This is a genomic window from Endozoicomonas sp. ALD040, assembly GCF_049275945.1.
GTDB lineage: Bacteria > Pseudomonadota > Gammaproteobacteria > Pseudomonadales > Endozoicomonadaceae > Endozoicomonas_A.
This window is the reverse complement of record NZ_CP184829.1, coordinates 5,652,058-5,672,956: the sequence shown is the minus strand read 5'-3', so window position 1 is coordinate 5,672,956 and position 20,899 is coordinate 5,652,058. Positions and strand designations below refer to the sequence as shown.

The following is a 20,899-nucleotide window of genomic DNA, read 5'->3' as shown; positions in this document are numbered from 1 at the left end:
TCTCCAGCGAGGGAACGAGTTGACTCCCGTCATTCCCGACTTCATTCTCGTCATTCCCGCGAAGGCGGGAATCCACACAGACTCACCACCAGAACCATACTGCCCGATGCCCCCTTGGCCTTGTCATCCCCGAGAAGGCAGAGATCCACCGTTGGCGCTGGATTCCCGCCTTCGCGGGAATGACGACCTCAGAGCATGGGAACGAGTTGTAGTGTTATCTGGATGGGAGAACCCCGTATTGTGCGGTTTAGTCTCTTCTCAGCTTTTCCGATACCGCTATGGGTGATTCATAGTTAAACACCACCACGTAGGAAGAGATGATCAATGTTAATATGGCAGTTGCCTGGACGACGTGAGCTGCGATCTCTCCCATCAACATCTGTCCCGCTGCCAGTACTGCAATCAGAATAGAAAACTCACTGGTCTGGCCCAATCTGAAACCGACTTCCCATGCCGTTGATTTGTTCTCATTGGCACTCAGTAAGATACCAAATGTGGCAGGTTTCAGAAGCAGACAAATAACGGTCATAATAACCGCAGGCAGCCACACTTCTCCGAACAAATTGAGGTTAAAGCTGGCACCGATTGAGAAGAAGAACAGAACCAGGAAAAAATCCCGCAAAGGCTTGAGATTAATGGCTATGTACTGAGAAATCGGGCTGGTAGCAATGCTGACCCCGGCAATAAAGGCACCAATTTCATAGGAAAGATTCAAGGCATGGGCCAGTTCAGCGAAGCCAAGACACCAGCCAATGGCTAAGAGGAACATGTATTCATGAAACCGGTCGAAGCGTGCCATCAATGGCAGCAGAGCATAACGAACAGCCAAAAAAGCCGCAGCTATGATCATAGGAAGTGCGGCGAGAGCCATCAGAACATCCATTTTACTGTTGGCAAATCCACCATCAAAGTTGTACAGCAGCAGGAGAACCAGAATCGCCAGCAGATCCTGCAAAAGCAGCAGACTGACAAGAATTTCGCCTGTATGTTTGTGATGCAGTACCGTGGTTGGCAATAATTTGATACCAATAATGGTACTGGAGAACATCATTGTCGCACCGGTTATGACGGCTTCTTTTTGGCTGAAACCAAATGCCAGTCCCAGTCCATAACCGGTTAGTGCAAATATGATCGAACTGATTAATCCTACCGTAGCTGTTTTCTTGAGCAGATGACCAAGGTGGGCGGGCTGCATATCCAGTCCGAGCAAAAACAGCAGGAATATAATTCCGACGTGGGCAATATCATTTAAAAGCCCGGTATCCGTAACCATTTCCATGCCATAGGGGCCCAGAAAGGCACCCAGTACGATGTAGGCGACCAGGAGAGGTTGACGGGTAAACAGCGCAGCAGTAGCGAGTATTGCAGCACCACTGAAGATAAGGAAGAAAGAGAAGAGCAGGGAACCACTTTCCATTAGACTCGCCAGATAAATGATTGTTTATAAAAGGGCTATTCCAGCCCGCATTTTGCTTGAAGCTAAAAGGCCAAGTATATACCCAAGGCTGTGAGTCCGGTAAACAAGAGAAGGGTAGGGCCGCTGACAGCAGCCCTTAACAAGTTGGATCTGGCTCTTCTAAGATGCCTGTCTTTTTCTGTAGAGAGGTTCAGGATCATCAGTGCTTCCCTGATACCTTAGGGTAAAAGTGTCCAATGCCTTGATAGCATCTTCTGCTTTCTGGTCTTCTCTGAGGTAATAACTTGAAAAGCCACACCGCTGCAACATGAAAATCTGATCGATAAGCACGTCACCCACGGCTCTGATATCTCCTTTGTAATGATAACGGTCCCTGAGGATGCGGCACAGGGAGTAGCCTCTACCATCAATAAACTTGGGAAAATTAATGGTAATCAGGTCGAAGCTGGACAGTATGTCAGCATAATTTTCAACTTCGTCATCACTATCAAGGAACAAGCCGGTTGGTTGCTGCTTTTGTTCAAGCAGTTTCTTATATTGATCGAGTTCCTTAGCTGGAATCAGCAGTGTCCCTGCAAATACCTGATCTGCAGATTCTGAATCCAGAATCCGGTAATCATCCTCAAAAACTTCGCTATTTTTAAGCAGCCTGGGCATACACACGCTCCTTGAAAGGGGTTATGCCAATGCGCTGGCAGGTATCGATAAACAGTTCATCTTCATGACGCTGCTCTATGTAAACACTGAGGATCTTCTCCAGCACGTCAGGAATTTCTTCACGCTTGAATGAAGGTCCAATAATCTTGCCCAGGGCAGCTTCTTTTGAAGCAGAGCCACCGACCTGAACCTGATAATATTCAATGCCTTTTCTGTCGACACCCAGAATACCTATATGACCCACATGGTGATGGGCACAGGCATTCATGCAACCTGAAATGTTCAGGTCCAGCTCACCGACGTCATGCAGATAGTCAATATCGTCGAACTTGCGCTGAATTTCCTCTGCCAGAGGAATAGATCGAGCATTGGCCAGTGCACAGAAATCACCACCCGGGCAGCAGATCACATCGGTTAACAGGCCACGATTGGCCGTCCCCAAGCCAACAGCTGACAATTTTTCCCAAAGTTCAATCAGTGCCGTTTGTTCCACGTCAGCGAATATCAGATTTTGCTCGTGGCTAACTCTGAGCTCTCCCAGGCTGTAATGATCGGCAAGATCAGCAATAACATCCAGCTGTTCTGCAGATACATCACCAGGAGCATCCCCGGTAGCTTTCAAAGTCAGGGTGACGGCACAGTAACCTGGTTTCTTATGGGGAAACACATTCTGTTTCAGCCAGGAATGGAAACCTGCTGGCGCTTTCAAAGCCAGTTCATTAAAGTCCTGATCCACCAGTCCCTTGTATTCTGGATCAATAAAGTGCTGGCTGACACGCTTTATCTCAGCTTCAGGCAGAAGGGATGCGGAATCTTTGATCTGCTCCCATTCTGATTCCACTTTCTCTGTGAACACTTCAGGTGTCATGGCTTTTACAAGAATCTTGATGCGCGCCTTGTATTTGTTGTCACGACGGCCATAGCGGTTGTAAACCCTCAGAATGGCATCCAGATAGGTCAATAAATGTTCAGGCTCTATGGACTCTCTGATGACACTGGCGACCATGGGAGTTCGTCCCAGTCCACCACCGGCCAGTATCTTGAATCGCACATTACCGTTCTCATTTCGAAAGGCATGGACGCCAATGTCATGAACCATGGTAGCTGCACGATCTTCTTCAGAACCACAAACAGCGATTTTGAATTTACGAGGCAAAAAGGCAAACTCCGGATGGAATGTGGACCATTGACGGATGATTTCACACCAGGGTCTTGGATCTACAATTTCATCTCGTGCAACACCGGCAAACTGATCAGTCGTCGTGTTACGAATGCAGGCACCACTGGTCTGCACAGCATGCATCTCAACTTCCGCAAGATCAGCCAGGATATCAGGAACCTGCTCAAGCAGAGGCCAGTTCAACTGTACGTTCTGGCGGGTAGTGAAGTGCACATAGCCCTTATCATATTTGCGCGAAATTTCAGAAAGTCTTCTAACCTGGCGGGTATTCAACATGCCGTACGGGATTGCGATCCGCAGCATGGGAGCAAAACGCTGAATATAGAGGCCATTCTGCAGACGCAGGGGTAAAAACTCGTCCTCTGCGATCTCACCGGCGAGGTAACGTCGAGTCTGCTCTCTGAACTGACTCACTCTTTCGTCGACGATGCGTTGATCGTACTCATCGTATTTATACATGGGAATAATTTTTCTAAATGGGTTGGCGAGCTATCCAGAGGCCTGACTATAAGTACTCAACCATACGAAATCATATTTTCTGACTTATTGTTCAGGCACTCTGACTGCGTTGCAACTCTGGTCACATAGCTTGCTATGTTCCCGTCGTTGCGCCTTGCAGAGCACCTGCCCAATAAGCCAGAAATATTCGATTCCGTATGGCTGAGTACTTATCAGGCTTCTGGAAATCTGTTTCAGGCTCGATGCAGATTCCAGCTACGACCGAGAGTAGACAAGATAACAGTATTTTTGTATTTAGTAATAAAAAATTTTTTTATATAACTAGATGAAAACTGCATATCCGAAGAAATCCATGTATTCGGGAGACTGAATAGGTAGCTTTGCTTAAGTGCCACAAACACATTATTCCAGATAAACTTTTCAATCAAGACTTATGGCGCGGAAAAGGATCATTGAGCAGTTGCCCGAAAAGCGATAATCAGCTAGCTTGGAGGAGCACCATCGAATAACTGATTGAGGGAATGAGAAATGTCTCAGGGAAAGCCCATGAAAGACAGTACTGTTGATGCCATTGCAGCTGTTTCGATAGTAATGCTGATTGTTGTTACTGCTGTATACTGGGTCAGCCATCAATAAGCTACCCAGACTGACTGAGCACCAGTTTCACCAACATTACCAGGATCAGAATAAAAACAAGCGTTCCCACAATACCGGCGATGATGAAGTGCGCCGGACGTCCCTGCGAAAAATCACGCGCCCTGTTTTTTTCACTCTGCACACCAAACGCAGACGCTAAGGCGCTCTGCAGCGTTGACAGGAAGCCAGTGCCCTTTGCCATGATAATTCCCCGTTTCGTGAGTTCGTCTCATTTATTACATGCCAGTGATGAAGTCGCAAGTGATATGACAGGAGAAAAATTAACAAAGCGTGATAATCTTAAAAATCACCTCAAGGTAGACGTGTGAAAGTAGAGTTCAGACAATGTCATAAAAGTTGTAGTCGCCCAAATCATGAGATATTTTGCATAGCGATTGGTGAATCCGCTCGCAAATGTCTTACTGAATGAGTAGTTGCTGTAACTCATAAAAAGAGAGCCAGCCATTAACGCTGAATAGCGGGTAAAGTCACTGGCCCCCTGAGCCACCAGATATTTATCGGCACCATCAACCAATGCATACCCGGCTCCTTTTATGTAATGTCCACCGCATACAGTCATTCCAAGGCTATTAAACGCTTTTCCTATGGCAGCCTGTGTTATGGCTGACGGGATATAGGAAAGGCCAGATGTCACTTTTTTGGCCGGTTCCAGACTGGTGGCAGGAACAATGGTTATATCAGCTTCACCCAGAATACGATGGAAGAACAGTTGAATGCAGGCACCATTGACACTGATCGAGCAGGAGAGGAAGTGATCTGCCGGTACCGCCTTCAATATATTATTGGCATAGGTATTACCCGTAAAGGCAGTGACCATTAACTTTGTTCCATAGGGAAGGGCTGTAACTAAACTGGTGAACAGCGAGGATTTCATTTTATTAATCTCGCTATCGGTCTCTTTGGCAAATATTTTCTTCTCAGCAACCTCATTAATCGCTTTGGTCGCAATATTCGCAAACAGCTTCCACGTATAGAATATCCGCACATCAGACTCAGACATCTCTTTCTTGTTTAGAACCAGGCCCAGATTATCCCGATAATGTAAATAGGTGCAAAAAATAGCAAGAGACAAAGTGTAACCGCTGGCATCTATCTGAGGTGTGATGTAAGACCAATTATGATCTCTGATCAAAAGCGGTATTATATCCCCCAATGCCAGAGCTTCTGCCAGTATTTGAGCGTTGGCGAAATGTCCATAATATCCGTCACTGGTATCAACAGGTCCCGAGCTGAAGAGCAGGGAATTGAAAAGTTTGAGAAGAACAGTCAGTGATTTACCGGTGTAATAAACAATGTTATTCCTTATGACCAGACTGTCTCCATTCTCCTTATTTTGATAAACATGGACTTTTTCCAGCCAGTCCGTACCAAGTTCAGGCAGATCTGACTCCTGAAATAAAGCCGTTTTTGTTTCCGAATCAGTAGCGGTAGGACAATCCATTTTCGCAGTACAATGCGACTGGGCATCTTTTTCTAATGATGAATGATCAGAGCCTGAGGATACTTCGGCTGGCTTTATCTGCGTAAGTACCGTAAAGCGCACAATCTCTGTCAGCTGCTTTGAAGTTTCCTGTTGATTGAAAAGGTAAATCTCAACATCACACTTGAGTCTCTGCTGATTACAGGGTGCCCGAATTTCGTGATCCAGACTTCTTGCCTTTAACAAGCCAGGTAATGTCACCTCGAGATATTCTCTTGCCTCTTCCGAATACATATCCGGTAACTCAGTTATGATAAATTCTACGGACTCCTGCTCTTGTATAGCATCAACACCAAAGTGCTGCTGAAACCAGGCAGCATGTACATCGATTCCCGTTTCAAAACCCGGAGCCGGAGCAGTATGAGGATCACGCAACTTCGAGTTTGTTTGGCCAACACAGAGAGAAGTGAAGCAAGCAGATAAAACCAAAAAAATTAACTGTTTGAGCATTAATTGCATAGAGCATCCTTTAATAATAAAAACACCTGAAAGCTTGAGGGGTTTGATAACTGAGACCTTAAGGTCTTGGCTTACAGGCATAGTCATAATTTCCCATCACGGTATGACCAAGTGCCAGTACCTTTCCTGCAGTCGGATAAGAATGACTTACCAGTGCAGAGCCCGTTTCGTAGATCATGATTAACCCGGAGCCCTGGAGTATGTACATCATCATCGATCCGGGGAAGTATCGGAGGTTGAGGTAAAGCGAACCTGCCGTAATAGCGCCTCCCATGGCGAGCCCTGCCGTATCTTTAGCAATCGGATGATCGAACAGGTTTCGACCCAGAGTGATCGCCATTTCAGTGTTGACCAGACCCGCTGCTTCTAGAGCATTCACAAGATAGACCCAGGGCAAACCACTGGATAATTTCAATAAGGCCAGACCGCTCATGCTGGCCATAGAAACAGAAGCTAACCCTTTACATAAAACCAGTTTTTCTGACTCCCCATAGTGGGCATGAGGTAAAACATGATCAAAGTTTGCCATACAGTAATTCTCAAGAGAGCCAATGGTTTCATAAGCGGCACTGATCATCAGGCCGCCCGATAGGGATACGTGGTAGTATTTTCGACCGACATAACGAGCCATCGCCAATGAATACTGCTCAATATCTTTGGCGTTTATACCTTCCATGGCTGCTGAGTTGAGCAGACCCGTGTTTACCACCCCAGCCAGAAGGACAACGTAGATGGTTGTTACATCTCTTGATGCTGCCGCAGTCGCTTCGTAACTTGTAAAGCCTTTACTCAGGTAGATATTTTTTAATTGAGTTCTCAGGGCTGATGCCATATTGCTGGTGACACCAATGGATTTAGCTCCGATGGCGAAATTTTCCAGCATATTCACTCCGGGTCCCGGAGATGGATTGTTGGCATTATAAAATTCAGCGAATAAATTAAGGCCAACAAATGACAGGCCCGTCAGGACGTAACCGGCTGAAGGTTCTTCCTTATAACGCTGAGTCTCGTTGCTTTCTGTCGTTTTTATTTGGTCTAACACCTTTTCGACTTCGCGGTATTCTGCAACAGGTAGAGCGTATTCGTTGGTGAAGCTGGTCTGAGGGATGGACCAGGAAAGAATGGTGACCAGATTCAACAGAAAAACAGGCTTGTGCCAGTAATTATGAGGATCAACTCCGCCTGCTATTGAATTGGTAAAAGCTGATCCCAACAATGCGAAACCACCAAACTTGATTAATGAGGCGGATGGAAGACTGTTAAAATAATTAAAATTAGTCTCGTAGTCATTGCAGAAAAAAGGTTCTTGCTGCTGGATCAGGGTAGTATTCTGAGGAAGTTCTTCTCTGGAAACAATCGGATGTCCTTCCATGCCGGAGAAGTAGGGTGGCAAGTAAAATTCAAGAAAGATGGCGTGACTGTTTAAGGGCTTTATGGTCAGAATCAACATCAGCAAAAAACACGAACTGAGGGACAGCCGAATCGATCGAATGACCATAGTATTCACCTATTTTAATATTATAAAAGTTTTTGTTAACGCCCTGTTTTACACAGAAGTCCTTTCGAAAATTCATTATAGTGTCTGTTTGAATAATTATTAGGTTATTCTTGTATCATATTGAAATGAATGGAGTTCTTTTTATTATATAAATGGTGACTGTTATCTCAGGCAGTTATCTCACACTGAAAAAAGCTAAATGTTTCGGAAGGGTTTTGAGAATGTGGCAGCCCGTATTTCAGGACTGCCAAAATATCAGATAAGGTTCTTTTCAGATTGCTGCATAGGTGCAAGAGGCCCGGTCAGAATAACAATATCGTCTTGTTCGAGGGCATCCACTTCTTCCGGATCCAGACTTTGGCCGTCCCGTTTTACTTCAACAACAGAAACATCGTCTTCAAGCGGTAAATCACGGGGATTCAATCCTTCACAGGTATTACCCCGGCAAACGTTAACAGCATGCCGTAAAGAAGTTTCCTCGCTGTCTCCCATAACATCTTCATAGCCGGGATAGTAACCATTGAGAATATCGTATTGTTGTTCTCTGGCTTTATGGATCTTGTCTCTGACCTGATTACGATCTATGCCCAGCATTAACAGAACATGCTTGACGATCAACAAACTGGATTCGAGCACTTCAGGAATAACGGCTGTGGCACCGGCCTTTTTGAGTGAGTCTGTTAGACTGTCATCCTGGGTTCTGACCAGAATGGGAATATCCTGATAATGGGAACGAATTGTTTTGACAATCTCCAGGGCATTTTCACTGCGATCGATACAGACAATGACTTGCCTGGCGCGTTTCAAACCAACTGACTCCAGAAGCTCCAAACGACGCGAGTCTCCATAAAAGACAGGTTCGCCTGCAAGTCCGGCTTCATGAACATGTAAGGGGTCATTATCTACTGCTACAAAGGCCAGCTTTTCCTGCCCCAGGAATCGGCTTATTGTCTGTCCCACACGGCCGTAGCCGCAAATGAGGGTATGCTGTCTGATGTGGGAGACCTGCTGCTCAATATCGCCCTGATCAATTTGGGACTGTATAGCCTCCTGTTTCTTATATAAAAGATTGACAATTTTGCTGCTGTTTCTGATGAGCAATGGCGCCAGAATCATGGATAGAATAGTGATGGCCAGCACCACGGAAGCTCTTTCTCCCTCCGTTTGGCCATATTGAGTAGCCAGAGCAATGAGGGCAAAACAGAATTCCCCCCCCTGAGCCAGAGCCAGACCGGTTTTGAGTGAAGTGCTTTTTTTCTCTCTGAGCACCCTTGCCAGTAGCGTAATGATACCCAGTTTGAAGATGACCAGACCCACTGTACCCAGGATAATCGCTGGCCAGAAATTCAGCAGGATATTCAGATCCAGCATCAGCCCGACGGAGACAAAGAACAGTCCCAGTAAAATATCCCGGAAAGGTCGGATATCCGCTTCCACCTGATGCTTATAGTTACTCTCACCCATCATCATGCCAGCAATAAAACCACCCAGAGCCATGGACAAACCCAGAACATGGGTTAACCAGGCCGCCATCAGAGCAACCATGAGAGCGGTTAATACAAATAACTCTTCAGAGCGGGCCCTCGCGACTTCGTTGAAGACTCTGGGCAAAATCCATTTACCAACGGCCATCATGAGAAGGACAAAAAGCAGGCCCTTGGCCAGAGCCATGCTAATGGTGGTGAAGACTGATTTGTCTCCCGCCCCCGCCAGGGCTGGAACCAGAATCAGGAACAGAACTGCGGCAATGTCCTGGAACAGCAGCACACCAATCGCCATCTGGCCCTGACGACTGCGAATTTCATTGCTCTGGGTCAACTCTTTGGAAACAATCGCAGTAGAAGATAAAGCAAGAGCTGCTGCGACGATCAAAGCTTCTTTTACTGATGTTCCAACCACCAGCAAAACCGCAAAGATTCCTGCCCCACACAAGAGGACCTGCCCGCCCCCAAGCCCAAACACTTCCCGCTTCATGGACTTAATTCGTTTAAGCGAAAACTCCAGACCAAGAGTAAACAGCAGGAAGACCACGCCAATTTCTGCCAGCAAGCTGATATCAAAGCTATGATCGATCAAGCCGGTAGCGGTGGGGCCAAGCACGATACCCACCGCCAGATAGCCAAGGCTTTCGGGCAGATTCAGGCGATGAAACAGAGCAATGGCTCCCACGGAGAGAGCCAGAATTAACATCAATTGATTGAAAAAAGTAAAGTCCATCGTTTATAGGGCCTGGTTATTCTTTTTACAGTGAAAATACAGCTCTCTAGCAAAATTTTGGGGTGAGCTAAATGAACGGTTACAATTGTATCCGACTTAGCCTCCCGCTGTTCAGGAAAACTTGTGCTGCACTTATCTTTCTATACCACATCTGGTTGCCATCTGTGTGATCATGTTGAAGAGTTCCTTATAATTCTCGGCCAACATCCCCAACTTCATAGTCAATTCTGTTGGTCGGCGGTTGAAATCAGCGTATCTGACGATTTGATTGAACGATATGGTGTCCGAATCCCGGTGATCGCTACCGAAGAGGGTGACGAGATAGGCTGGCCGTTTGAAATGGAAGAGCTCGGAGAATGGATCTATAACCACCTGACTGAGCATTCATCCCGGAGTTGATGGCTTCTTAGTCAGGCTCCTAGGAGCCTGACCGAGAATAGACTGCCCTACTGCGGCGGCAGCAAATTGGTCTGAAAATCCGCTTTTGTTCGTCAAATAGCTCGCTATTCTCCTCACAAAACCGAATTTTCATCCTCAATTTTCTGCCGTCCTCGCTACGGGCGCTATTCTCGGTCTAATGGGATGGTCCGCCCCTCCTAAACGGCTTCAAATGAGCCAAAATGGAGTTAACCATTTAAACAGGATTAACCGGAGCGAACCACCCATGACTATTTCAGTACTTGGTATCGATATTGGCAAGAACAACTTTCACCTGTTTGGTGTTGATGACCAGGGTAGCAAAGTCATCAGAAAGAAGTTGTCCAGGAAGAACCTTTTGGAGTACGTGGCAAATCTGGAGCCATGCATTATCGCTATGGAAGCTTGTGGTGGTGCTCACTATTTGGCTCGGTTATTCAAGAACTATGGGCATACTGTCAAGCTGATTTCACCTCAATTTGTCAAGCCTTATGTCAAGACCAACAAAAATGACTACAACGATGCTGAAGCGATTGCAGAAGCAGCTTCACGGCCCAGCATGCGTTTTGTACCTGTTAAAACGTCAGAGCAGCAGGCCTGGCAACTTCTGCACCGCTATCGTCAACAAGCGGTTGATCAGAGAACTGCCCTGGTTAACCAGATCCGGGGGTCACTATTGGAAGAAGGTATTGTGGTTGCCCAGGGTATTGGTAAAGTTCGTGCACAGCTTCCACGAATTCTGGAAGATGCTGAAAATGGACTCCATTCGCTGACTCGTGAGCTGCTACATGGTTTATCAGAAGAGTTGGCCAGTCTTGACAAGCGTATTCAACAGTATGACCAGAAAATTCAGGAGCTGGCTGAAAACGACGACGAATGTCGTCGAATGATGACTATGCCGGGTATCGGAGCCATCACTGCCACAGCATTGAAGGCAGCCGTTGGTGATGCGACGTATTTTAAATCTGGTCGACACCTTGCCGCATGGTTGGGATTAGTTCCAAGACAGCATTCCACAGGCGGTAAGTCAGTCCTGCTGGGCATCAGTAAACGGGGTGATAAATACCTGCGCACATTATTGATACACGGCGCACGTTCGGTACTCCACTGCCTCAAAAATAAGGATGACCGCTGTAAAAAATGGGTTAGCCAACTTAATGAGCGCAGCAATCACAACGTTGCCGCCGTTGGTCTGGCTAATAAAATGGCTCGGATTGTCTGGGTCATCATGACCCGAAATGAAGTTTACAAGGCTGCATAATGAGGTAAAGGCGGCAGCGGCAAAGTAAAGCATAAGCTTAATCAAAGGGGAACCCCCCGCAGATTGCGATGAGCATGTACAGTTGATGGCAAACAGGTAAAAACCGGCAACCTGAAACCTGATAGGAGCCTTGGCCCTTGAGGCCGTCGGACTGATAAGGCCAGGTTGCGCGGATACCCATCAGGGCCAGAGGGTTAGACCTCATGAATAGGCCGTATATATGATTGCAGTTATCTTTGTTTGCTAATTAACAAAACAGGCTCTTGCAAAACGGGGCGGACCATATAGGCTCCTAGGATTTTTATTACAGATTCAGTATTCTGAAACTAGGGAAACAGTTTACACAACATTGATGGATCGTATGTCTACAGCCTTTAAAAAAATCTCTGACAGCCATGAAAAGTTAATGAAGCTCGCTTCAATGGCCTCAGTCACAACTGCCGCCATCCTCTTATTCGTTAAAATTGCCGCCTGGTTTATGACCGGTTCTCTGAGTGTTCTGGCAACACTGCTGGATTCTGTCATGGATGTGGTTGCCTCGGTGATCACACTCGTGGCAGTCAAAATTTCCCTCGAACCTGCCGATAAAGAGCATCGATTTGGCCATGGCAAAGCTGAGTATCTGGCTGTTCTGGCTCAATCTGCTTTTATTTCTGGCTCGGCCATTATTTTGTTTCTCAGCGCAACTGACCAGCTGTTAGGAGAGGAAGGCAGCGTTGACAATGAAACAGTGGGCATGACCGTCATGCTTTTCTCGATCGTGGTGACTCTCATACTTCTGTCTATACAAAACTATGTTGTGAAGAAGACCGGATCTGCTGCCATTGCTGCAGATTCCGCACATTACCGGGTCGACCTGCTCACCAATGCCTCTGTTATTATTGCGCTCTATGGTGCCAGTCAGGGTTATTTCTATCTTGATCCGGGATTTGCTCTCCTGATTTCGATTTATATGCTGGTCAGTGTTGGCAAAATGGCGTGGGATGCGGTTCAGCAGCTTATGGACCATTCATTGCCAGAGCAGCAGGTTCAGGACATTGAACGCATTGTGCTGGCTATTGAAGGGGTTCTTGGTATTCATGAGATGAGAACCCGTATTTCTGGTCGGGTTCCCTTTATCCAGATGCACATCGACCTTGATGGTGATCAGAGCTTGCACGAGGCTCATGACATTGGTCAGGCAGCGGAAGATGCCATTATGGCGTTCCTTCCCAATGCCGACGTCATTGTTCATCTGGATCCAAATTGAAAAAGCTAGTGCACCCAAGCCTTGATATTCATAGAGCCCACTCGTTCCTGGAGGTAACCCATCAATTATATTGAAACCGGCTACGGGAATGACTGACTTGCTAAAATAAGTCACTGTGAGAACCAATGCGAGCCAATTGCAGTTTTCTATCGTGGATGCGGTAGATCAATACCAAATCGGGTTTGATATGGCAGTCCCGGAAGCCGAGCCAGTCGCCAACCAATGCATGATCCATATGGCGGGCATCCAGCGTTTGGCCTCGCTGTAAAGTACCAATAACATCACCTACGGCAATAATATCTGCAATGGCCAGTTTGGTGATCTTTTTAAAGTCCTTCTTAAACTGATTGGAATATTCCAGGCTATACGTCATTTACCTTGCCATCAGTCAGCTCATTCATTAAAACACTGACGGATTCGGCGCTTTGACCTTTGCCTTCATACAGTTCTTTCATTGCAGCCACCGAGGTTTTGTTGGGCTTCTGAACTCGCAGTTCAAAGGGGATTCCACCGTGATTGATTACCGCTTTGGCAAAGAGATTAATAGCCTGAGAAGTACTTAAACCAACAGCTTCGCAGATATTAGTAAAGGCGGCCTTGGTATCGTGATCGATACGGGCACTGAGCATTTCCTGCTTCATGTTTTACTCTCTATAAGTCAAATATGTATTACATTGCTATACATTGTACAACGAATTATAGAAAGATATCGGCGATATTCAAGTGCAGTTGATGTCGCTTCCCTGGCTAAAAAAAGGAAATCCGGTCAAGGAAACCCGCCCTGAAGAGGTTGTCGCAAAACTCCAACCACTCTGCGCGGGAAGGCAAATGTAGAGTTACCGCTTCACCAGTCCGAAAAAGCTACTGGCCGTTTCTGATGTCTCTCTGGCCACTTGTTCATAGGTTTTTCCCGTTTGCTCGGCAATGGTTTTCACTACCCAGGACAAAAAGGCAGGCTCATTCCTCCTGCTCTTTGGTTTTTTGTCCATGCTTCTGGGCAGAAGCCAGGGGGCATCAGTTTCTATCATCAGGCGATTTGCCGGAATCTCTTTCAGTAATGAATGCAGGTGCATACCACGCCTTTCATCACAAACCCAGCCGGTTATGCCAATGTGCAGATCCAGATCAAGGTATTGATAGAGCGCTTTTTTGTCGGCTGTAAAACAATGCACAACCAGCCCATCAAGATGATCTCTGAACTCTCTGGCAATGGCTGTAAAACGCTCAGCTGCATCGCGTTCATGGCAGAAAGCAGGAAGACCTGCTTCAACGGCCAGCTGTAACTGTTGCTGAAAAACGGTTTCCTGAATCGGTCTGGGTGAAAAATCCCGATTAAAGTCCAGACCCATTTCACCCGCAGCAACTACTGGCGGTGCCTGAAACAGCTCTTTCAGGACTTTGTAACAGGACTCTGTGGCATTTTTTGCATCGTGCGGATGAATACCGGCCGTTGAGTAGCAGTAATCGGAATACTTTTCGGCCAGTTCCAATGCCTGCTGAGACTCAACAACAGAGGTTCCTGTAAGAACCATCGTATTCACGCCTGCTTTAACGGCACGCGCCACGACTTCATCCCGATCCTCTGAAAATTGCTTATCGGTGAGGTTCACACCGATGTCCACCAGATTAGGGTTCATAAAACCTCGAAGTTACAGGTAAAAATCTGGTACATTCTCTCCAAAATAAGGTGGGCATGGCAATCGGGCTATGCGCTCAATCTTTAAATTCATAGTGAGACTTTAATGACTCATTCTTCCCTGACTGTGTCCCATCTTGCCATTCACCCGGTGAAGTCACTCAAGAAGATTTCAGTCGATCAGGCTGTTATTGATCCTATGGGATTTATTAATGATCGACGCTGGCTGGTCGTCGAGCCCGATGGCAAATTTATGACCCAGCGCCATTATCCAAAAATGGCATTGATTGCTGCCATTCCAGACGAAGGTGGATTGAACCTGTCTGCACCGGGCATGTCTGATCTCATCATTAAAGACCCGGAGCAAGCGTCTGCAGCCTCGCAAAAGCCTGTTGTGGTTTGGAAAGATGAAATGCAGGCGCTTGATGCGGGCGATGCCGCATCCCGATGGCTCACGGAATGTCTTGGCTTGCCATGCAGAATGGTTAAGTTCTCAAATCAGGTGCATCGTCAGGTGGATCTTCGTTTTGCCAATGAGGGCGACTGCACGGCTTTTGCTGATGGTTTCCCTTTTCTTCTGACCACAGAAGCTTCATTGCAGGAGCTTAACAGCCGCCTTGATACTCCGGTCACCATGGACCGTTTCAGACCCAATATTGTCGTTCAGGGCAACGAGGCTTATGCAGAAGATCGTTGGAAAAGAATCAAAATAGGTGAGGTGGTTTTCCGTGTCGCCAAGCCTTGCAGTCGATGTGTCATGACAACGGTTGATCCGGCAACAGGCGCCAAGACAGGAAAAGATCCGCTATTGACATTGTCAGGTTACAGAAGAACGGAGATGGGCGTCATTTTTGGACAAAACCTGATCCATGAATCAGAAGGCATTATCCGATTGGGCGACACCGTTGAGATTATCGAATAGGCTCAAAGAGCATTATAAAAATACTCTAGCCTCTTGATATAAGAGGCTATTTTGCATCAGATAACAATCAAACGTCGAATTCTACCCAGAGAGGAGCATGATCTGAAGGCTTCTCAAGACCACGAATATCGTAATCAATGCCCGTTGCTTTGCAGTGCGTCATCAAAGAGTCCGTTGCGATAACACCATCTATTCGAAGACCTCGTTTGGGCTCACGATCAAATCCACGACTGCGGTAGTCAAACCAGCTGTAAAGTTCTTCGCTGTTCTTTTCAGGGCACACACGAAAGCAATCATTGAAGCCCCAGGCCAGAAGACGATCAAACCACTCTCTTTCTTCCGGCAGAAAACTGCATTTCCCGCTTCTTAGCCAGCGCTTTGCATTATCGGGGCCGATACCAATGTCAGTATCCGTGTGGGAGATATTAAAGTCGCCCATAACCAGCAAAGGCTGATCCGGTGAATACTCTTTATCCAGAGTGCTCATCAGATCCCGATAAAAAGCCTGCTTGGCTGGAAACTTGGTAGGGTGATCACGGCTCTCGCCCTGAGGGAAATAACCATTAATGACGGTAAAGGATTGGCCACTGTCGGTCTGGTATTCTCCGGTGATAAGGCGCCTCTGGGCATCAGGGCCATCGGTTTTGAAACCTTTCTCGACCCGGACAGGCTTTCGACGACTCATCAAGGCAACACCATAGTGTGTTTTCTGTCCGAAATACTCAACATGATAACCCAGGGCTTCAATAGCCTCGACCGGGAAATCTTCATCAGTGACTTTGATCTCCTGCAGTCCAATGACTTCCGGCTGATGCTTTTCGATCAGGGCCTTGAGTTGATGCAGACGAACACGGATTCCATTGACATTGAATGTAATGACTTTCATAACCTTGAAACGGCTTCCTTGGGTGGTATCAGCTGCATCATAGCCGAAAAGCTCCAGGGTTATAAGCTGAAGTATCAGGGACAAAGGTCAGAAAAACGCAAATATATCAGCCTTTGCTTGCTGCTTACTGGTCAGCTTTTATATAGTTTCCTTTAAAGAATCGTACAAGATCGTACGACATCTCAGGAACCATCACCACACATTGCGAACACTCTATGCCTGACATTAATCGATCCTGGATCCTTGCCGGAGGAATGGCGGGGCTTTTAGGAATCTATTTGCTGACCGCAGATGTGACTTCCATGTCCGATACCGGTAGATCCTCATCTGTGGCGAAAAACAGGCCTGTTGCTGAATTACCACTGACCAGAGTCTCAGCCAAAGTTTTTCCTGTTGAATCCATTCATCGTACGCTTAGCTTATTTGGCGAAACCCAGCCCGACAGGATCGTGACGATCAGTGCAGAAATCTCTGCCAGAGTGCTAGTCGCAACCGGCCAGAAAGGGCAGCTCATGAAAAGTGGAGAAGCTATCGTCACTTTGAAAGAGGGGGCATTACCGGCCCAGATTGCCACTGCCAAAGCCAGAGTCCGAAAAGCTGAGCTGGACTATGAATCAGCACTGTCACTGAAAAGTAAAAACCTGATTGCTGAGAATGATTTGCCACGACTGGAAGTGGACCTGAGCGAAGCGCGATCAGCTCTTGCAACGCTTGAAATTGATTTCGATAACACCCGAATCCGTGCTCCAGTAACCGGCATTCTGAATGACCGGTTTGTTGAGCAGGGTGATTATATTGAAACAGGGAAACCCGTCGCCGAGATACTCGATCTTGATCCTCTGGTGGTTGCCGTTGATGTTCCCCAGTCACATATTGCTGCAGTTACCCTGGGTGATAGCGCGGATATTCGTTTTGCTTCCGGTGAAACAGTCTCTGCAAAAGTTCGCAACATTGCCCGTCTGGCGGAATCGGGCACCCGAACCTTTAAGGTAGAACTCAGTCTGCCTAATGCAGCTATGGAGACACCGGCCGGTTTGAGTGTTGAGGCTGAACTTCAACTGGAACAAGTTGAAGCCATCAAGGCTTCACCGGCCTTATTAAGTCTGGATGAGACCGGTAACCCCGGCATCAAATGGGTGGATGAACAGGATCAGGTGCACTTCACTGCCGTTGATATTGTCAAATCTGAAGCCAGCGGTATCTGGCTTGGCGGTATTCCTGCCAGTGCCAGACTCATCACCAGAGGACAGGGTTTTGTCAGGGAAGGGGACCGGGTGATGGTTGAACTGGAGCAGGCTCTTGCGGCTAAAGGAGACAAGCTTGCAGGGGATACACCATGAGCAGCCTGATTGGCCTGTCGCTGGATCGCAGTCGTACAGTTCTGATGATGTTTATTCTGATTCTTATTTCGGGGATGGTCTCCTACCTGACGATTCCCAGAGAATCTTCGCCTGATATTCCTATTCCCTTCGTATATGTTTCCGTCAGCTACGAAGGCATTTCACCGGAAGATTCAGAAAGATTACTGATTCTGCCTCTGGAAAAAGAGCTCCAGGGACTTGAAGGCGTCAAGGAACTCTCTGCAACGGCTTCACAATCTCATGCCTCTGTCACACTTGAGTTTGAGGCTGGTATGGAGCTTGATAAAGCGCTTGCCGATGTCCGCGACAAGGTGAACCTGGCAAAAAGCAAGCTGCCAGATGGAACCGATGAGCCCGTCATTGAACAAATTACCATGGCCAGCGTAAACCCTGTGATGACTGCTATTCTCTCGGGCCATCTTCCTGAAAGAACCATGGTAAAGATTGCCCGAGCCCTGAAGGATGAGTTGGAAGCCCGCAAGGCGATTCTGGAAGTAGATATCGCTGGTGACAGGGAAGAAGTCGTAGACGTTATTATCGACCCTATGAAGCTGGAAAGTTATGGTCTGGTGCCTGCCGATGTCATTAACCTGGTTTCTCAGAATAATCAGCTGGTCGCTGCTGGCAGCATGGATACCGGCCAGGGTAGTTACTCTGTTAAAGTCCCTGCCGTTTACAAAACCCCGGCAGATATTCTTTCCCAACCAGTAAAAGTAGAAGAGAACCGGGTAGTGACCTTTGCAGATGTCGCTACCGTCCTGAGTACGTTTAAAGAGGGCGGAGGCTATGCCCGCCTGAACGGCGAAAACAGTATTGCCCTGGAAATAAAAAAGCGCCCCGGTGAGAACATTATCGAAGCCATTGAAGTGGCAAAAACTATCATCAATCATGGTATTGCAGCCGGACCCGAGACGTTGAAAGTGGATTACGTGGGTGATCAGTCCGAAGAAATAAAAAGGATGCTGACTGACTTGCAGAACAACGTCCTGTCTGCAGTGATTCTCGTTGTTATCATTATTATTGGTGCCCTGGGGGCTCGCAGTGCCTTTCTGGTGGGCATCGCAATACCCGGTTCATTCCTGTCGGGCATTCTGATTCTGGAGATTATGGGTCTGACCATTAATATGGTCGTGCTTTTCTCGCTGATTATGGCGGTAGGTATGCTGGTTGATGGCGCTATTGTTGTCACAGAATATGCAGACAGGAGAATGGGGGAGGGGATTCATCGCCAACAGGCCTATCTCGAAGCCTCTCGCAAAATGGCCTGGCCCATCACCGCCTCCACAGCCACAACACTGGCAGCATTCTTTCCACTGATGTTCTGGCCGGGAATGATGGGGGAGTTTATGAAGTACTTGCCCCTGACTCTGATTGCAACACTGGCTTCTTCACTGATCATGGCCCTGATTTTCATCCCGACGCTGGGTGCCATGATTGGCAAACCCCGCTCACTGGGGGCTGGAGAAAAAGCATCCATGCAGGCTGTTGAGTCAGGCGAATTTGATCAGACCACCGGATTCACCGGACGATATGTTTCAGTTTTAGCCCGCGCGATAGACAACCCTGGCAAGATGTTACTTTTTACCTGCATCACGGTAGCGCTGATTTTTACTCTTTTTATCAAGACTTCCCGTGGTGTTGAATTCTTCCCTGATGTAGATACTGATGCCATTATCATTACCGTAAAAGTGAACTCAGGGAACCTTTCCGTTGACGAAAAAGATGCCCTGATGGCAAACATAGAAGCCCGCCTGCTGGATCTGCCTGGCATGGAGACACTCTATGCCAGAACCGGAGATAACCAGGTTGTAGGGACCTTAAGAATCAATCTTGAAGACTGGCAGTACCGTGACACAACCTTGACCATAGCCCGGGATGCTGAACAAAGATTGTCAGCATTCTCAGGGCTGGACATAGCCGTTGAACGTGTCAAGGATGGTCCTCCCGGCAGCAAGCCGCTGGAGCTGATTGTCAGGGCCGACAATCTCGACACTCTATACAATGCAGTAGCTAAAGCAAGAAACCTGCTCGAGAATCTGGGTTCTTTTACCAATATTGAAGATTCAGGGCCAGCACCCGGTTACGAGTGGCGTCTGAGTATTGATCGTGCTGAAGCTGCCCGATATGGAGCCGACGTTACAACAACCGGTAGTATGGTAAGAATGGTGACATCCGGATTAACAGTGGGGTCCTATCGCCCTGACGATTCCGACGATGAGGTGGATATACGCATCCGTTACCCTGAAAGTGAACGACATCTGGAAAGTATTGACCAGCTTCGTCTAATGACTTCTTCCGGACTGGTGCCCATCAGTAACTTTACAGAGCGAGAAGTCACCAGCAAGCTCGATAATATCAAGCGCATAGACGGTAAACGAAGCATCACTCTTTCAGCTGATCTGGTTGCTGGAGAGCTGCTTTCGCAACAAATTCCGTTATTGACCCAAGCGTTAGCAGCGGCCAATTTTGGCGATGGTGTCAGCTTTGACTTTAAGGGCGAGGAAGAGGACCAGAAAGAGAGCGGACAATTCCTGATGCAAGCATTCAGCGTCGCACTGTTTGTCATGGCCATGATCCTGGTCACCCAGTTCAACAGTTTCTATCAGGCTGCATTAATTATGTCAGCCGTGATATTGGCCACCGGTGGCGTCTTCCTGGGACTGATGATCACCGGTCAGAGCTTTGGCATCGTTATGTGTGGCATCGGCATTATTGCCCTGGCGGGGATTGTCGTGAATAACAATATTGTTTTGATCGATACTTTCAATAGTCTTAAAAGAGAAGGGCACAGTGTACGAGAAGCGATTCTCAGAACTGGCGCTCAGCGTCTCAGGCCCGTTATGCTGACAACCATCACGACCGTATTGGGCCTGATGCCCATGGTATTGTCGATGAACATCAATATGTTTGATCATTCCATCGAGATTGGAGCACCCTCCACCCAGATGTGGAATCAGCTGGCGACCTCAATAGCAGGGGGGCTGACCTTTGCCACTCTGTTAACACTGCTGGTGACCCCCTGCCTGCTGATGATCTCCGGGAAATGGCGAACTCGTTCATTTCGCTGATCTCTCAAAAGGGCATAATGCTTACTGTTGAACATTATGCCCTTCTGGCATCTAAGCCTGCAATTTGGATAAATC

18 protein-coding genes are annotated in these 20,899 nt (G+C 47.3%); 7 read left to right on the top strand and 11 right to left on the bottom strand.

Annotated features, from left to right (window positions below; genetic code table 11):
- The first annotated feature begins 19 nt into the window (after positions 1-19).
- The gene (locus ACOJUN_RS20510) at positions 20-286 is read left to right on the top strand and encodes a hypothetical protein (protein WP_422133738.1); all 267 of its coding nucleotides are present in this window, start codon (positions 20-22) and stop codon (positions 284-286) included.
- Here the strand turns inward: ACOJUN_RS20510 and ACOJUN_RS20505 are convergent.
- From ACOJUN_RS20505 to ACOJUN_RS20475, 7 genes are all read right to left on the bottom strand, one after another.
- Positions 248-1,417 carry a cation:proton antiporter gene (locus ACOJUN_RS20505; RefSeq protein ID WP_422133737.1) on the bottom strand — a complete coding sequence of 390 codons (1,170 nt, stop codon included), beginning with the start codon at positions 1,415-1,417 and terminating at the stop codon, positions 248-250. The genes ACOJUN_RS20510 and ACOJUN_RS20505 overlap by 39 nt on opposite strands.
- Positions 1,418-1,576: 159 nt before the next feature.
- Complete coding sequence (locus ACOJUN_RS20500) at positions 1,577-2,074, bottom strand: DUF934 domain-containing protein (protein ID WP_422133736.1); 498 nt, start codon at positions 2,072-2,074, stop codon at positions 1,577-1,579.
- Entirely contained in the window at positions 2,058-3,713 is a 1,656-nt protein-coding gene (locus tag ACOJUN_RS20495; protein WP_422133735.1) for a nitrite/sulfite reductase, read from the bottom strand. Before ACOJUN_RS20495 ends, ACOJUN_RS20500 begins: the two co-directional genes overlap by 17 nt.
- Before the next feature lie 637 nt (positions 3,714-4,350).
- Complete coding sequence (locus tag ACOJUN_RS20490; RefSeq protein WP_422133734.1) at positions 4,351-4,551, bottom strand: DUF2970 domain-containing protein; 201 nt, start codon at positions 4,549-4,551, stop codon at positions 4,351-4,353.
- Between the two features lie 105 nt (positions 4,552-4,656).
- A complete protein-coding gene (locus tag ACOJUN_RS20485) occupies positions 4,657-6,225 on the bottom strand; it encodes a hypothetical protein (protein WP_422133733.1) in 1,569 nt (522 codons plus the stop codon).
- Between the two features lie 142 nt (positions 6,226-6,367).
- Positions 6,368-7,807 carry a hypothetical protein gene (locus ACOJUN_RS20480; protein ID WP_422133732.1) on the bottom strand — a complete coding sequence of 480 codons (1,440 nt, stop codon included), beginning with the start codon at positions 7,805-7,807 and terminating at the stop codon, positions 6,368-6,370.
- A gap of 255 nt (positions 7,808-8,062) precedes the next feature.
- The gene (locus ACOJUN_RS20475; protein WP_422133731.1) at positions 8,063-9,997 is read right to left on the bottom strand and encodes a cation:proton antiporter; all 1,935 of its coding nucleotides are present in this window, start codon (positions 9,995-9,997) and stop codon (positions 8,063-8,065) included.
- Positions 9,998-10,147: 150 nt separating this feature from the next.
- Here ACOJUN_RS20475 and ACOJUN_RS20470 point away from each other — a divergent pair, with 150 nt between their 5' ends.
- The 3 genes from ACOJUN_RS20470 (at position 10,148) to ACOJUN_RS20460 (ending at position 12,951) form a co-directional block, all read left to right on the top strand.
- Entirely contained in the window at positions 10,148-10,423 is a 276-nt protein-coding gene (locus ACOJUN_RS20470; protein ID WP_422133730.1) for a glutaredoxin family protein, read from the top strand.
- 265 nt (positions 10,424-10,688) lie between these two features.
- Positions 10,689-11,702, top strand: a complete 1,014-nt coding sequence (locus ACOJUN_RS20465) for an IS110 family transposase (protein WP_422132667.1) — start codon at positions 10,689-10,691, stop codon at positions 11,700-11,702.
- A 406-nt stretch (positions 11,703-12,108) separates the two neighbouring features.
- Complete coding sequence (locus ACOJUN_RS20460) at positions 12,109-12,951, top strand: cation diffusion facilitator family transporter (RefSeq protein WP_422133729.1); 843 nt, start codon at positions 12,109-12,111, stop codon at positions 12,949-12,951.
- 100 nt (positions 12,952-13,051) lie between these two features.
- On the opposite strand, the gene ACOJUN_RS20455 is transcribed toward ACOJUN_RS20460, so the two are convergent.
- The 3 genes from ACOJUN_RS20455 to ACOJUN_RS20445 form a co-directional block, all read right to left on the bottom strand.
- Positions 13,052-13,324 carry a type II toxin-antitoxin system YafQ family toxin gene (locus ACOJUN_RS20455; protein ID WP_422133728.1) on the bottom strand — a complete coding sequence of 91 codons (273 nt, stop codon included), beginning with the start codon at positions 13,322-13,324 and terminating at the stop codon, positions 13,052-13,054.
- Positions 13,314-13,592 (bottom strand): type II toxin-antitoxin system RelB/DinJ family antitoxin, encoded by a 279-nt coding sequence (locus ACOJUN_RS20450; RefSeq protein ID WP_422133727.1) that lies wholly within the window; start codon positions 13,590-13,592, stop codon positions 13,314-13,316. The genes ACOJUN_RS20455 and ACOJUN_RS20450 overlap by 11 nt, the downstream gene beginning before the upstream one ends.
- Positions 13,593-13,787: 195 nt before the next feature.
- Complete coding sequence (locus ACOJUN_RS20445; protein ID WP_422133726.1) at positions 13,788-14,588, bottom strand: TatD family hydrolase; 801 nt, start codon at positions 14,586-14,588, stop codon at positions 13,788-13,790.
- A gap of 105 nt (positions 14,589-14,693) precedes the next feature.
- Here ACOJUN_RS20445 and ACOJUN_RS20440 point away from each other — a divergent pair, with 105 nt between their 5' ends.
- Positions 14,694-15,509 carry an MOSC domain-containing protein gene (locus tag ACOJUN_RS20440; protein WP_422133725.1) on the top strand — a complete coding sequence of 272 codons (816 nt, stop codon included), beginning with the start codon at positions 14,694-14,696 and terminating at the stop codon, positions 15,507-15,509.
- 67 nt (positions 15,510-15,576) lie between these two features.
- On the opposite strand, the gene xthA is transcribed toward ACOJUN_RS20440, so the two are convergent.
- On the bottom strand, positions 15,577-16,395 hold the full coding sequence (xthA, locus tag ACOJUN_RS20435; protein ID WP_422133724.1) for an exodeoxyribonuclease III: 819 nt from the start codon (positions 16,393-16,395) through the stop codon (positions 15,577-15,579).
- Positions 16,396-16,610: 215 nt separating this feature from the next.
- Here xthA and ACOJUN_RS20430 point away from each other — a divergent pair, with 215 nt between their 5' ends.
- Together ACOJUN_RS20430 and ACOJUN_RS20425 are read left to right on the top strand one after the other, a co-directional pair.
- Complete coding sequence (locus ACOJUN_RS20430; protein ID WP_422133723.1) at positions 16,611-17,735, top strand: efflux RND transporter periplasmic adaptor subunit; 1,125 nt, start codon at positions 16,611-16,613, stop codon at positions 17,733-17,735.
- Complete coding sequence (locus tag ACOJUN_RS20425) at positions 17,732-20,824, top strand: efflux RND transporter permease subunit (RefSeq protein ID WP_422133722.1); 3,093 nt, start codon at positions 17,732-17,734, stop codon at positions 20,822-20,824. Before ACOJUN_RS20430 ends, ACOJUN_RS20425 begins: the two co-directional genes overlap by 4 nt.
- Positions 20,825-20,899: the final 75 nt, after the last annotated feature.

Coding starts and splice junctions, on each gene's coding strand:
- ACOJUN_RS20460 (WP_422133729.1), top strand. CDS start 12,109: ATGAAGCTCGCTTCAATGGCCTCAGTCACAACTGCCGCCATCCTCTTA.
- ACOJUN_RS20465 (WP_422132667.1), top strand. CDS start 10,689: ATGACTATTTCAGTACTTGGTATCGATATTGGCAAGAACAACTTTCAC.
- ACOJUN_RS20500 (WP_422133736.1), bottom strand. CDS start 2,074: ATGCCCAGGCTGCTTAAAAATAGCGAAGTTTTTGAGGATGATTACCGG.
- ACOJUN_RS20440 (WP_422133725.1), top strand. CDS start 14,694: ATGACTCATTCTTCCCTGACTGTGTCCCATCTTGCCATTCACCCGGTG.
- ACOJUN_RS20455 (WP_422133728.1), bottom strand. CDS start 13,324: ATGACGTATAGCCTGGAATATTCCAATCAGTTTAAGAAGGACTTTAAA.
- ACOJUN_RS20475 (WP_422133731.1), bottom strand. CDS start 9,997: ATGTTAATTCTGGCTCTCTCCGTGGGAGCCATTGCTCTGTTTCATCGC.
- ACOJUN_RS20425 (WP_422133722.1), top strand. CDS start 17,732: ATGAGCAGCCTGATTGGCCTGTCGCTGGATCGCAGTCGTACAGTTCTG.
- ACOJUN_RS20430 (WP_422133723.1), top strand. CDS start 16,611: ATGCCTGACATTAATCGATCCTGGATCCTTGCCGGAGGAATGGCGGGG.
- ACOJUN_RS20445 (WP_422133726.1), bottom strand. CDS start 14,588: ATGAACCCTAATCTGGTGGACATCGGTGTGAACCTCACCGATAAGCAA.
- xthA (WP_422133724.1), bottom strand. CDS start 16,395: ATGAAAGTCATTACATTCAATGTCAATGGAATCCGTGTTCGTCTGCAT.
- ACOJUN_RS20505 (WP_422133737.1), bottom strand. CDS start 1,417: ATGGAAAGTGGTTCCCTGCTCTTCTCTTTCTTCCTTATCTTCAGTGGT.
- ACOJUN_RS20495 (WP_422133735.1), bottom strand. CDS start 3,713: ATGTATAAATACGATGAGTACGATCAACGCATCGTCGACGAAAGAGTG.
- ACOJUN_RS20490 (WP_422133734.1), bottom strand. CDS start 4,551: ATGGCAAAGGGCACTGGCTTCCTGTCAACGCTGCAGAGCGCCTTAGCG.
- ACOJUN_RS20480 (WP_422133732.1), bottom strand. CDS start 7,807: ATGGTCATTCGATCGATTCGGCTGTCCCTCAGTTCGTGTTTTTTGCTG.
- ACOJUN_RS20450 (WP_422133727.1), bottom strand. CDS start 13,592: ATGAAGCAGGAAATGCTCAGTGCCCGTATCGATCACGATACCAAGGCC.